Here is a 12,207-nt window from a genome sequence, read left to right as displayed (position 1 = left end):
ACCATGCGCCGCGCCCTGATCGTCGTTGACGTGCAGAACGATTTCTGCGAGGGCGGCAGCCTCGCGGTGGCGGGGGGTGCAGACGTCGCTGCCGCGGTCACCGATCTCATCGGTCAGACGGGCGGCGGCGTCGGGTACCAGCACGTCGTCGCCACCCGGGACCACCATGTCGACCCCGGGGACCACTTCTCCGAGGCGCCGGACTACCGGCACTCGTGGCCCGCGCACTGCGTCGCCGGGACCGAGGGCGTCGGCTTCCACCCGAACTTCGCGCCCGCGGTCGCCTCGGGGGCCGTCGACGCGGTCTTCGACAAGGGGGCGTACGAGGCGGCGTACAGCGGCTTCGAGGGCGCCGACGAGAACGGGGTGTCCCTAGCGGTGTGGCTGCGCGCCCGGGGCATCACGGAGGTGGACGTCGTCGGGATCGCCACGGACCACTGTGTGCGGGCGACCGCGCTGGACGCGGCCGAGGCGGGGTTCCGTACGCAGGTGCTGCTCGACCTCACCGCGGGGGTCGCCGCCGAGTCGACCGAGGCGGCGATCGAGGAGATGCGCCTGAACGGGATCGAACTCACCGGGAAGCCCGCTGTCGCCTAGGACACGGGGCTCTGCCCCGGACCCCGCTCCTCAAACGCCGGAGGGGCTAACTTTGAGCAGCGTTCGTATCGGGTGCCACAGTTCGCCCGTCGACGCCAGCGGCGCCTCGCGCCAGACCAGGCCGTCCGGGTGGTGCAGGACCGCGGTGATCTCGTCCGGGGTCGGCGGGTGCGCGTTGCCCCGGAGGTAGACGGCGCGCAGGCCGAGGTTGCGCAGGCGGGTCAGGGCCCGGGGCCGGTTCACGGCGTGCACGAGGACGCGGACCGCGCGCTCGCCGGGGCCCGGCGCGGGCAGGGTCAGAGCGACCACGACGCTGCCTCCGGGCAACTTGCAGAACCCACCTGCGGACACGTCGGTCACACCCCTCTGAGACATGGTGTCAATAAGAAACGCACAGGACGCACTCAAACACGATCGGCCGCGACCCGCCAGGGGGTCGCGGCCGATACGTTTCTGACCTGCGGCTTTGCTCGCTACTTCGTCGAGGGGCCGACCTTGACCGTGATCGACGAGCCGGTGAGCGGCTGGCTCACGACCGAGATCCGGGTGTTGGTGTCAGTTGTCTGCACGCTGCCGGTCGGGTTCTCCTTGTACCAGTAGGTGCCCTTGTGGTCGTCGAAGACCGGGTTGCCGAGCTGGGCCGGGATCTTCGTCTCGACGCCCAGCTTGTGGAGCTTCATACCCGGCACCGGGTACCAGCCGAAGGCGGCGTCGTACGGCGTGATCTTGTTGGTGATCAGCTTGCCGTCGGACCACTTCAGCGGCTTCGCGTGGGCGTCGACGGGAAGGATCAGCCCCTTGCCGGGGTGCTGGCCGACGTTGTTGTTGCGCTGCGAGGTGTCCCACTGCCAGATCATCAGGCCGGGCCGGTAGGAGTAGTGCTCGACCCAGTCGTTCTTCGCGCCGCCGTCGCGCCAGCCGAAGTTGTACGGGCCGACCTTGAGGGTCTTGTCGTAACTCACGTACTGGCGGTTCTCGGCGATGTAGAACTGCGGGAAGTCGCCGCTGATGGAGGCGCCGACGCGGGAGAAGCCGCGCGCGGTCCAGCCGTTGTCGTCGCCCTCGGCGTTGTCGGTGAAGACGGCCGAACCGTCCGCCACGACCTCGAGGTTGTCGGCGGTGAAGCCCATGCCGCCCGCGCCGCCGTCGGTCTTGTAGCGGAACCGGATGTCGATCTTCGTGCCCGCGAACTCGTCGAGCGGGAAGACCAGGTGCTGGAACTTGGCCGAGTCACCGGTGAGGGCCGGCTTGTCGCCGCCGTCGCGCGGGATCGTGACGCCGTCGGCGGTGCCGTCGATCGACTTCCAGCTCGCGCCGCCGTCGGTGGAGACCTGCGTGTACAGGTAGTCGTAGTCCTTCTCGATGTTCCACCAGCCGTCGAGCTCGAGCGACGCCTTCGACCTGCCGCTCAGATCGACCGTGCGCGACAGGGTGTTGTCGAGGTCGTCGCCGTAGTCCGACCACCACTGCTTGGAGCCCTCGGCGGGCTTCACGATGTCGGTCGTGACGTTCTTCTTCGGCAGCTCGACGACGAGCGCCTGCTTCAGCTTGGTGTTGTACTCCGCCACGCCCAGCTTGTGCGTCGACTTGGTCGCCGCCTTCGCCGTGTCGTAGTTGAGCCAGCCGAGCTGGAGCTTGTCCCAGGCGGTCATGTCGCCCGGCATGTCACCGATCGACTCCTTGCCGGTGCCGAGCCAGGAGCCGGCCGACATCAGCGACCAGAAACCGACCGAGTTCTCACCCGCGTACGAGGTGTCGTACAGGTCGGGCAGGCCCAGGTCGTGGGCGTACTCGTGGGCGAAGACGCCGAGGCCGCCGTTCTCCGGCTGCATCGTGTAGTCGCCGACCCAGATGCCGGTGTCACCGACCGGAGTGCCGCCCGCCTTGAAGCCCTCGGGGCCGGTGTCGCCGTCGTCGCGGCTGTACGCGTAACCGCGGTGCGCCCACAGGGAGTCGCCGCCCTGGGCGCCGCCGCCGGCCGACCCGTCCTCGCCCGCGTGGACGATCTGGAAGTGGTCGATGTAGCCGTCGGGCTCGTTGAAGTTGCCGTCGTTGTCGTGGTCCGTGCGGTCCCACTGGTCGTACTGGGCGAGGTCGGTCTTGATGTCGGCGTCGGACTTGCCGGCCGCCTTCTGCTGCTCGACCCACGCGGTGATGCCGTCACGGACCAGGTCCTCGACGTTCGGGCAGTTGTCGGCGCCGCAGTAGTTGGACCCGTAACGGGCCTCGTTCCACGGGACCTTGACCCAGTCCGAGACCTCGCCGTCGACCGAGTAACGGCCCGACGACGTCTTCTCGTAGTAGGTCTTGAGGGAGTCGACGCCCTTGCCGGAACCGAAGTACAGGTCCTGGTAGTGCTTCGAGTTGTAGTCCTTCTGCCAGGCCGTGCTGTTGTCCGCGGAACGGTCCGGCTCGGCTATCTGGTTGTGCAGCGGTCCTGGCGTGCCGCCGTACTTCGGCTTCAGATCCGTGGTGTCGTCGTCCGCGCGGTCCACCAGAGTGGTGTCGTCGACCTTGTCGCCGAACTCGGTCAGGATCGTGAAGATCTTGTCCGTGCGCTCGCGGCCCAGCTCGACGTACTTGCCCTTGCCGAGGTCGACGACCTTGGAGCCGTACCGCTCCTGGACCTTCGACCTGCCCTGCAGCACGTTCTGCAGCGCGGTCTGGCGCTGCTGCTCCTGCTGCTTGGTGAACGGGCCGTCCATGACATGGCCCTTGCCCCCGTACGTCTTGCCGGAGGTGGTGCTCGTCGCGGCCGGTGTGTCGGCCTGGGCCGTCGTCGCCGCGACCGCACCCGTGGCCGCGGTGGCGGCCAGGGTGACGAGCACCGCGGCGGCTCTCAAAGCCCGTCTCTTGGTGGTCACTTGAGTGATCTCCTCCTCCGTGGCGCCCTGGCCACGTGTCACAAGTGACGCCATTTGACCGGAGGTAGAGGAGAAATAACAGACCTTGACGATGACGTTTGCGTTGCACTATGCAGGGGGGCAGATCCGTTATCCGGACAAGCCCGTAGATACTCTCGATGCGCCGGACAACCGCCGTGGCGGACTGGATGATTCCGTGCGCCCCCCATGCATCCATACTGTGGGTTAGGTCATGCTTACTGGCGGTTCCGCTCGGGCACACGTCGGATTAGAGTCGGGCCCGACGGTGAGACCCACCGGACGGTCTTGCTCGCGCTCCCCCGATGTCACGAGGACGGATACCGCCATGCCTCGCCCGACTGTCCCACAGCTCCTCTATGGTTCGGCCACCGTCATCTGTTCCACCCTCGCCATGCTGCTGCTGTCCCGGACGAGTTCGGGCCCCGGCGTCGCGGTCATCGCCGTGTCGGCGCTCGCTCTGGGTCTGCTGGTCGCGCTCTCCGTGCCGTCACGCAGGCCGTCGGCCGCCGCTGCCGCGCAGGCCGGGCAGGCCGGGTCGGCCGGGTCGGCCGAGCGGGTTCCCGCGCAGCGCATCGCCCAGCCGGTCCGCGCGCACACCTCGTCCCGGTCCGTACGGGAACGCGAACCGGCGGGCCCGTGAACCACGAGCCCGCCGAGAACGCTGGACGACGCCTTTGACGCCTTTGACGCCTCTGACGCCTTTGGCGCCTTTGGCGCCTTGAGTGTCAGGCGGTGCTGACCACCACCGTCTTCGCGGCCTTGTCGTGCAGGCCCTGCTTGTAGGGCTTGTCGAAGAAGCTCCAGCCGCCGCAGATCGCGGTCCAGATGCAGGCGCAGCAGAAGACGGCCGGAATCCAGAGCACGACGGCGCGGATCAGGTGCGTCTGCGCGCTGGGCGTCGCCCCGTTGTCGAGGTTGGCCACGCGCAGCTTCATCAGCTTCTTGCCCAGGGTCTGACCGGTCCGCGCCATCATGAACGTGTCGTAGCCGATGTACAGGACGGCCGCGAGCAGCGACTGCCCGAACTGCCTGCCGTACTGGATCTTGTCCGGGTCGGTCTCGTACTCGGACGTGCCGAACGCCCACGACAGCAGGCCCACGACGATCCCGACGAGGATCAGGTCGATGATGCGCGCCAGGACGCGTTTGCCGCTGTCGGCGAGCGGCGGCATTCCGGCGAGCGGGTCCTGTGCGCCGCCGTAACCACCCCCTGAGCCGTACGGATCGCCCCCGTACGGAGGGGGTGTGCCGCCGCCGTACGGGGGCGGGGTGCCACCGCCCGGCGGGGGCGCGGAACCGTAGGGGTTCTGCGGAGAGTCGTACGGGGAGCCGCCGCCCGGGGAGGCCGGGGGCGGCTTGCGGAACGGGTCGTCGTCCGGCGGCTGGCCGGATCCGTTGGGCGGCGGTTCACTACTCATGGCCCGAGTGGACCGCGAACGCCGGGTGCACGCACCCGGCGGGCCGCCGTCCGGATGACCCGGACGGCGCTATTCGGCCATGGTCGATCCGGTGAGACCGGTGAGACCGGTGAGACCGGTGAGACCGGTGAGACCGGTGAGACCGGTTCGGGCCGGTGGTCCGGTCGGGCCGGTCGGGCCGGTGGTCCGGTCGGGCCGGTGGGCCGGTCGGGCCGGTGGGCCGGTCGGGCCGGTGGGCCGGTGGTCCGGTCGGGCCGCTAGCGCGCGACGAACGTACGGGCCGCCTTGTCGTGCAGGCACTGGCGCCACGGACGGTCGATCAGGCCCCACAGAACGCCGAGGAGCCCGATGCCGAGGAGGCACGGCACGACGTACACGAACCAGCGCAGCAGAGCCCTGCCGAACGGTGGGGAGTCGGCGCCCTCGATCTCCCGCACGTTCAGCCCCATGAGCTTCTTGCCGAGCGTGCGGCCCCACTTGGCGGTCGGCAGCGCCTCATAGAGGACGCCGACGACGAGCAGTACGGCGAGGACGATGCCCAGGTAGGTCGCGGTCGTCCCGTCGAGCAGCCAGACCGTGACCTGGCGGCCCGAGGCCTTCGCCGCGTCGATCTTGCCGTTGATGTGGTCCGCGGCGCGGATGCCGAGCGGCACGGCGGCGGCCGCGGTGATCGCGCACAGGACGAGCGTGTCGATCAGCCGCGCCACGAACCGCTTGCCCAGGCCCGCCGGGCGCGCCGACGCCTGTGCCTGCGCGGCGGCGAGGAAGGGGTCGCTGGCGACCGGCTTGAACGGGGTCACAGGACCGTCCGGCTCCGCCAGCTGATGCACCTGCTGCGCCCACGACGCGGAGCCGCCGCCGGGGCCCTGGGTGACGGGGGAATCCGGCTGGGGGTAGCCGTAGCCGGGGCGGGCCTGCGCGGGGGCGGGCTGGGCTTGCTGCGGGTATCCGTAGCCGGGAGGGTTCGGGGCGGGCGCCGACTGGGCTTGCCGCGGGTAGCCGTAGCCCGGGTTGTTCGGGGTGGCCGCCGGTGCCTGTGCCTGTCCCGGTGTGGCGGCGCGGGGGTCGGCGGGGGTGGTGCCGGCGGGCCGGGCGGTCCGGTTCTTCGCGGCCGGTGCCTGTACTGGGCCCTGCTGGGGCGGCGGCGAGCTCTGCTGCTGCGGCGAGCTCTGCTGCGGTACCGGGCGGATCGTCATGGTGCCGTCGGTGCGCGGGGCCGACGCGGACGCGGCGCCGGGGCGCACGGCGCGGATGGTGACGGTGCCCTCGGAGCGGGCGGGCGCGTTGGACGCGGCGGCTCGGTCGGCGGGGCTGCTGTTCGGGGCGGCCGGGGTGTCGGGGCCGCCGGGAGCGCCCGGACCGGCCGGAGTACCGGAAGCGGCCGAATCGGCCGAGGCGCCCGAGTCGGGAGAAGCGCTCGGGCCGGGCGAGCCGCCAGGCGCACCAGAACCACCGGGTCCCGCCGAGGCACCGGGACTTCCCGAACCGCCGGGCCCTCCCGAACCCACGGGGGCACCCGAACCGCCGAGCCCTCCCGAACCCACGGGGACACCCGAACCACCGGGCCCTCCCGAACCGGCCGGGACACCCGAACCGCCGAGCCCTCCCGAACCCACGGGGACACCCGAACCGCCGAGCACTCCCGAACCCACGGGGACACCCGAACCGCTGTGTCCGGCCGAGCCACCCGGGGCACCAGAACCACCGGCGACCTGCTGGGCGCCCGCCTCGAACGGACCAGGCGCGGCGCCGAAACCCGCCGGGGCGGCGGAGCCGGCGTCGCCCCGCCCTGACGGGGCGCTTTCCGCGCCCGGCGTACCACTGCCCGGCAAGGGGCTGGGCTCGGACCCCCACGAGACCCGGCGGTCCTGGTCGCCGCCGAAGCCCGACTGGTGGGTCGTGTCGGCGGCCCACGCGGACGCGGGTTCGGGGGCCGAACCGTCCTCGGGGCCCGTCTCCGTGCGGATCGAGGGCTCCTCGTCGAGGAAGACGGGGCCGGTCTCCTCCACGGAGGCGGGCGGGGGCGCGGCGCCCGCCGGGGTCGGCAGGGTCTCCCCTTCGGACGGGGCGGGGCGGCTGGTGCCGGGGACCCAGGCGGCTCCGTTCCAGTACCGGACATATCCGGGAATGGACGGGTCGGGGTAGTAGCCTTCGCGGGGCCTGTCGTCGCCGGGGGCCGGGGTTGGGGCGCTCATGTCCGTCGTCCCGTATCTGCTCGGGGGTTTTGTTGTGGCCTCCACATCTATCAGACGGCCGCCCCCGCCCGCGCCGGTCCGCCGGTACGCCCCACTTTCCGGGCAACAAGCGGTAAGGAAGGTACGGCGAAAAAACTTCGCCGAACTCGCGTAATGGCAGGGCCACATCGCGCTCTCTCCTTGCACGGGTCCGCCCTGGGCCTCGTACAGGAGGAGGGAAGCGCATGCACACCGTGGTGGAACGCGAACTAGAGCTGAAACTGGTGTTGTCGCCCGAGCGGAGCATCTCCGTACCGGCTCGCCTCACCTACCGCACAGACGATCCGTACGCCGTCCACGTCACGTTCCATCTCGGTTCGGAACACCCCGTGAACTGGACGTTCGCCCGTGAGCTGCTGGTGGAGGGGGTGTTCCGGCCGTGCGGCCACGGGGACGTGCGGATCTGGCCGACGAAGGTGGACGGGCGCAGCGTCGTCCTGATGGCGCTGAGCTCCCCGGAGGGAGACGCGCTGCTCGAGGCGCCGACCGTGCCGGTGTCGGCGTGGCTGGAGCGGACGCTGCGGGTGGTCCCTCCGGGCTCTGAGGCGGGGCAGCTCGGGATCGACGACGGCCTCGCCGAGCTGCTGGCCACGACCTTGGCCGACGATTTGTATCTGCGCGACCCGTGGCCGTCGGACGAGTCGTCCCCGTCCGACGAGCGGTGAGCCACGAAGGCAGGCTTCTAGAACAGCTTGCCGGGGTTGAGGAGGCCGAGCGGGTCGAAGGTCGCCTTGACGGCCCGCTGTACGTCGACGCCGACGGGGCCGAGTTCGCGCGCCAGCCACTCCTTCTTGAGGACGCCGACGCCGTGCTCGCCGGTGATGGTGCCGCCGAGGTCGAGGCCGAGCGCCATGATCTCGTCGAAGGACTCGCGGGCGCGGCGCCCCTCGTCGGCGTCCTGCGCGTCGAAGCAGACGGTGGGGTGGGTGTTGCCGTCCCCGGCGTGGGCGCAGACTCCTATGGTCAGGGCGTACTTCTCGGCGATCCGCTCGACGCCTTCGAGGAGTTCGCCGAGCTTGGAGCGCGGTACACACACGTCGTCGATCATCGTCGTGCCCTTGACCGCTTCGAGGGCGGTGAGCGACAACCGCCGGGCCTGGAGCAGCAGTTCGGACTCGGCGGCGTCCTCGGCGGGCACGACCTGGGTGGCGCCCGCGGCTTCGCACAGCGCGCCGACCGCGGCGAGGTCCTGGGCCGGGTCCAGGGTGTCGAAGGCGGCGAGGAGGAGCGCCTCGGTGGTCTCGGGCAGGCCCATGTGCGCCATGGCGTTGACGGCCTTGACGGTCGTACGGTCCATGAGTTCGAGGAGTGACGGGACGTGGCCGCCCTCCATGATCCGGCACACGGCGTCGCAGGCGGCGGTGGCGGAGGAGAACTCGGCCGCGAGGACCAGCTGCCGGGGCGGCTGCGGCTTCAGTGCGAGGGTCGCCCGGACGACGATGCCGAGGCTGCCCTCGGAGCCGACGAAGAGGCGGGTGAGGTCGTAGCCCGCGACGCCCTTCGCGGTGCGCCGCCCGGTGGAGAGGAGGCGGCCGTCGGCGAGGACGACGTCGAGCCCGAGCACGTACTCCGCGGTGACCCCGTACTTCACGCAGCACAGGCCGCCGGAGGCCGTGCCGATGTTGCCGCCGATGGTGCACATCTCCCAGCTGGAGGGGTCCGGCGGGTAGCAGAGGCCCTTCGCGGCCACCTCCCGGGAGAGGGCGGCGTTGATGACGCCCGGCTCGACGACGGCGATCCGGTCGACCGCGTTGATCTCCAGGATGCGGTCCATCTTGACGAGCGAGAGGACGATGCAGCCGTCGGAGGCGTTGGCCGCGCCCGACAGACCGGTGCGGGCGCCCTGCGGGACGACGGGGACGCGTAGCTCGGTGGCGGTGCGCATGACGTGCTGGACCTGTTCGACCGTGCGTGGCAGGACGACGACGGCCGGGGTGCCCGCGGCGCAGAAGCTCGCCATGTCATGGGCGTACGTGGCGGTGATGTCGGGGTCGGTGACGAGCGCTTCGGCGGGCAGCCCGTCGCCGAGCAGTTCGATGAGGGTGCGGCTCATGATCACAGCCTGGCACTCGGGGCCATCGGTGTGAACCCGTCTGCGGGGTGCGTCGTGTGCCGGGATGGCGGCCGGGTGTGCTCGTCGTATTGACGCACAGTGTGCGTCATGGAGAACTCCATGGCTGTGGTGGACGCGGCCGCCGCGGACGCGGCTTCCGTGGATGCGCGGGCCAGGGGCCGCCCGCGGCCCGACCGGCGGCGCACGCTCCGCGCGTGCGGCGTCGCCGGGTGCGTGGTCGTCGGCGGGATCCTCCTGGTGACTCAGCACCACGAGGACGCGTCGCGCCCGTCCGCCTCGCCGGGGCCGGCCGGGCGGGCGGTGATCGCCGCCTCGGTGGGGGCGCCCGCGTCCCTGCCCGACCTCGCCGCGCTGATCCGCGAGCGCGAGGCGCAGGTCCGCGGGAACCCGCGGAACGACCGGACGTGGGCGGCGCTCGGGGCCGCCTACGTCGAGCGCGGCACGCGCACGGCCGACTCGGCGTTCTACCCCAAGGCCGAACGGGCGCTGCGCAGTTCGCTCTCCGTCCGGCCGCGCGGGAACGTGAACGCCCTCGACGGCCTCGCCGCCCTCGCCGCCGCGCGGGGCGACTGGCGCGACGCCCGTAAGTGGGGCGCGGCCTCGGTGGAACTGGCGCCCGACCGCTGGCCCGCGCGTGCCGTCCTGGTCGACGCCTATCAGGGCCTCGGCGACCACAAGGCCGCCGGTAAGAGCCTCGACGAACTGTCCAGGCTCGCCAAGGGCACGGCCGTGGCCCTGCGCACCGCCGCCGTCTATCGCGACCGCGGCTGGCGCGAGGACGCCGCCGCCGTCCTCAGCGACGCGGCGGCCCGCGCCGCGACCCCCACCGAACGGGCCGCACTCCTCAGCCGCGGCGGCGAACTCGCCTGGGAACGCGGCGAACCGCAGGACGCCCTGCGCCGCTTCCGCGCGGCCGTCGCGGCGGACCCCCGCTGCCCCGCCGCGCTCGCCGGTCAGGCCCGCGCGCTGGCGTCCCTCGGTCGTACGGTCGAGGCGGCGCGGGTGTACCGGCAGGCGCTGGCGCAGCGGCCCTCGCCCGAGTACGCCCTCGAACTCGGCGAGTTGTACGAGTCCCTGCACCTGGCCGGTCCGGCCCGCGCCCAGTACGACACGCTGCGGATCTGGGCGGCGGCGCGGGGTGCGAACGGGGTGGACGACGCGCTCGTCCTCGGCCGCTTCGAGGCGGACCACGGTGATGCGCGGGCCGCGATCGAGCGGTTGCGGGAGGAGTGGCGCCGGGCGCCGGGGATCCGTACGGCCGACGCGCTCGGCTGGGCGCTGCACCGGGGTGGGCGGGACGCCGAGGCGATCGGGTTGCTCCGGCGGGCCACGGACCGGCAGAAGGACGGGGCGGTGCGTGACGCCCTGTTCTCGTATCACCGGGGCGCCGTGGAGCGGGCCCTGGGCCTGACCGCCCCGGCCCGCCGCCACATCGACGAGGCGCTACGGATCAATCCCGGGTTCTCGCCACTGCATGCTCCGCGGGCTCGGGTGGACCTGGCTGCGCTTTCGCTCCGCTGAGGCTTGGGGGTTCGATCGCGGGTGCGGGTGCGGGTGCGGGGCGCGTCGTGGCTGGTCGCGTCGTGGCTGGTCGCGCAGTTCCCCGCGCCCCTGGAACGCGCACTTCGTGCGCCGTTCCAGAGGGCCGCGCATGACGCACGCCCGCATGCTTCAGGGGCGCGGGGAACTGCGCGAGCGACCACGACGGCGGAGCACCGGCGATCGCACCCCGGCCATGGGGTCACAGCGGGCAACGGACGGCCGTTCGCCTACAGGTTTCCGCGCTTCTCCTGCTCGCGCTCGATCGCCTCGAAGAGGGCCTTGAAGTTGCCCTTGCCGAAGCCCATGGAGCCATGGCGCTCGATCATCTCGAAGAAGACGGTCGGCTTGTCCTGGACCGGCTTGGTGAAGATCTGCAGGAGGTAGCCGTCCTCGTCGCGGTCGACGAGGATCTTCAGCTCGCGCAGGGTCTCGACGGGGACGCGCGTCTCGCCCGCCCATTCGCCGAGCGTGTCGTAGTAGGAGTCCGGGGTGTCGAGGAACTGGACGCCGGCCGCGCGCATGGCCCGTACGGAGGCGACGATGTCGTTCGTGGCGAGCGCGATGTGCTGGACGCCGGCCTCGCCGTAGAACTCCAGGTACTCGTCGATCTGGGACTTCTTCTTGGCGACGGCGGGCTCGTTGATCGGGAACTTGACCTTGAGCGTGCCGTCCGCGACGACCTTCGACATCAGCGCGCTGTACTCGGTCGCGATGTCGTCGCCCACGAACTCCTTCATGTTCGTGAAGCCCATGACCTTGTTGTAGAACTGCACCCACTCGTTCATCCGGCCGAGCTCGACGTTGCCCACGCAGTGGTCGATGGCCTGGAAGAAGCGGTGGGCGGGCGGCTCGACGATCGGCTCGGCGGACACGAACCCCGGCAGGTAGGGGCCGCTGTACCCGGACCGCTCGACGAGCGTGTGGCGGGTCTTGCCGTACGTGGCGATGGCGGCGAGCACCACGGTGCCGTGCTCGTCCTTCAGCTCGTACGGCTCCTCGATCCCGCGGGCGCCGTGCTCGACCGCGTAGGCGTACGCGGCGCGCGCGTCCGGCACCTCGATGGCGAGGTCGACGACGCCGTCACCGTGGGCGGCGACGTGCTCCTCCAGGAAGTGGCCCCGCTCGGTGGAAGCCTTGACGACGGAGGTGAACACGAAACGGGCGGAGCCGTTCTTCAGGACGTACGAGGCGGTCTCGCGGCTGCCGTTCTCCGGTCCGGAGTAGGCGACGAGCCGCATGCCGAAGGCGGTGGAGTAGAAGTGCGCGGCCTGCTTGGCGTTGCCCACGGCGAAGACGACCGCGTCCATGCCCTTCACCGGGAAGGGGTCGGCCTTCCGGGCGGTGTCGGGAGCGTCTGCGGAGGACGAGTGTGTGGTCTGCGTCATATGTGGGAGGCTCCCGCTGTTCCGCAGAGTGCGCAACAGTTCACGTATCCGCTGCACAATCTGCCCGGTGGA

General features: G+C 71.3%; 10 protein-coding genes. 4 read left to right on the top strand and 6 right to left on the bottom strand.

Features of this window, described 5'->3' with window-relative positions:
• Positions 1–3 precede the first annotated feature (3 nt).
• Positions 4–597 (top strand): isochorismatase family protein, encoded by a 594-nt coding sequence (locus ACH4RC_RS20270; protein WP_398202608.1) that lies wholly within the window; start codon positions 4–6, stop codon positions 595–597.
• 30 nt (positions 598–627) lie between these two features.
• Here ACH4RC_RS20270 and ACH4RC_RS20265 read toward each other — a convergent pair whose 3' ends face one another.
• Together ACH4RC_RS20265 and ACH4RC_RS20260 are read right to left on the bottom strand one after the other, a co-directional pair.
• Positions 628–948, bottom strand: a complete 321-nt coding sequence (locus ACH4RC_RS20265; protein ID WP_398202942.1) for a hypothetical protein — start codon at positions 946–948, stop codon at positions 628–630.
• Between the two features lie 122 nt (positions 949–1,070).
• On the bottom strand, positions 1,071–3,461 hold the full coding sequence (locus ACH4RC_RS20260) for an immune inhibitor A domain-containing protein (protein WP_398202606.1): 2,391 nt from the start codon (positions 3,459–3,461) through the stop codon (positions 1,071–1,073).
• 346 nt (positions 3,462–3,807) lie between these two features.
• Between ACH4RC_RS20260 and ACH4RC_RS20255 the strand changes: the two genes are divergently transcribed.
• Positions 3,808–4,122, top strand: coding sequence for a hypothetical protein (locus ACH4RC_RS20255; protein ID WP_398202603.1), 315 nt, complete (start codon positions 3,808–3,810; stop codon positions 4,120–4,122).
• Positions 4,123–4,207: 85 nt separating this feature from the next.
• Here the strand turns inward: ACH4RC_RS20255 and ACH4RC_RS20250 are convergent, their stop codons facing one another.
• On the bottom strand, positions 4,208–4,900 hold the full coding sequence (locus ACH4RC_RS20250) for an RDD family protein (RefSeq protein WP_398202601.1): 693 nt from the start codon (positions 4,898–4,900) through the stop codon (positions 4,208–4,210).
• 257 nt (positions 4,901–5,157) lie between these two features.
• Positions 5,158–7,095, bottom strand: coding sequence for an RDD family protein (locus ACH4RC_RS20245; protein WP_398202598.1), 1,938 nt, complete (start codon positions 7,093–7,095; stop codon positions 5,158–5,160).
• Positions 7,096–7,319: 224 nt separating this feature from the next.
• Here ACH4RC_RS20245 and ACH4RC_RS20240 point away from each other — a divergent pair, with 224 nt between their 5' ends.
• Positions 7,320–7,799 (top strand): SsgA family sporulation/cell division regulator, encoded by a 480-nt coding sequence (locus ACH4RC_RS20240; RefSeq protein ID WP_398202596.1) that lies wholly within the window; start codon positions 7,320–7,322, stop codon positions 7,797–7,799.
• A 17-nt stretch (positions 7,800–7,816) separates the two neighbouring features.
• Here ACH4RC_RS20240 and ACH4RC_RS20235 read toward each other — a convergent pair whose 3' ends face one another.
• Positions 7,817–9,187 carry an FAD-binding oxidoreductase gene (locus tag ACH4RC_RS20235; RefSeq protein ID WP_398202594.1) on the bottom strand — a complete coding sequence of 457 codons (1,371 nt, stop codon included), beginning with the start codon at positions 9,185–9,187 and terminating at the stop codon, positions 7,817–7,819.
• A 108-nt stretch (positions 9,188–9,295) separates the two neighbouring features.
• Between ACH4RC_RS20235 and ACH4RC_RS20230 the strand changes: the two genes are divergently transcribed.
• The gene (locus ACH4RC_RS20230) at positions 9,296–10,729 is read left to right on the top strand and encodes a tetratricopeptide repeat protein (protein WP_398202592.1); all 1,434 of its coding nucleotides are present in this window, start codon (positions 9,296–9,298) and stop codon (positions 10,727–10,729) included.
• Between the two features lie 248 nt (positions 10,730–10,977).
• On the opposite strand, the gene hppD is transcribed toward ACH4RC_RS20230, so the two are convergent.
• Positions 10,978–12,135, bottom strand: a complete 1,158-nt coding sequence (gene hppD / locus ACH4RC_RS20225) for a 4-hydroxyphenylpyruvate dioxygenase (RefSeq protein ID WP_398202590.1) — start codon at positions 12,133–12,135, stop codon at positions 10,978–10,980.
• Between the last annotated feature and the right edge of the window lie 72 nt (positions 12,136–12,207).

The organism is Streptomyces sp. NPDC016845, from assembly GCF_044332585.1.
In the GTDB taxonomy this organism is placed as follows: domain Bacteria; phylum Actinomycetota; class Actinomycetes; order Streptomycetales; family Streptomycetaceae; genus Streptomyces.
The sequence above is the reverse complement of the archived record's forward strand: the minus strand, read 5'-3'. Positions and strand labels throughout refer to the sequence as shown.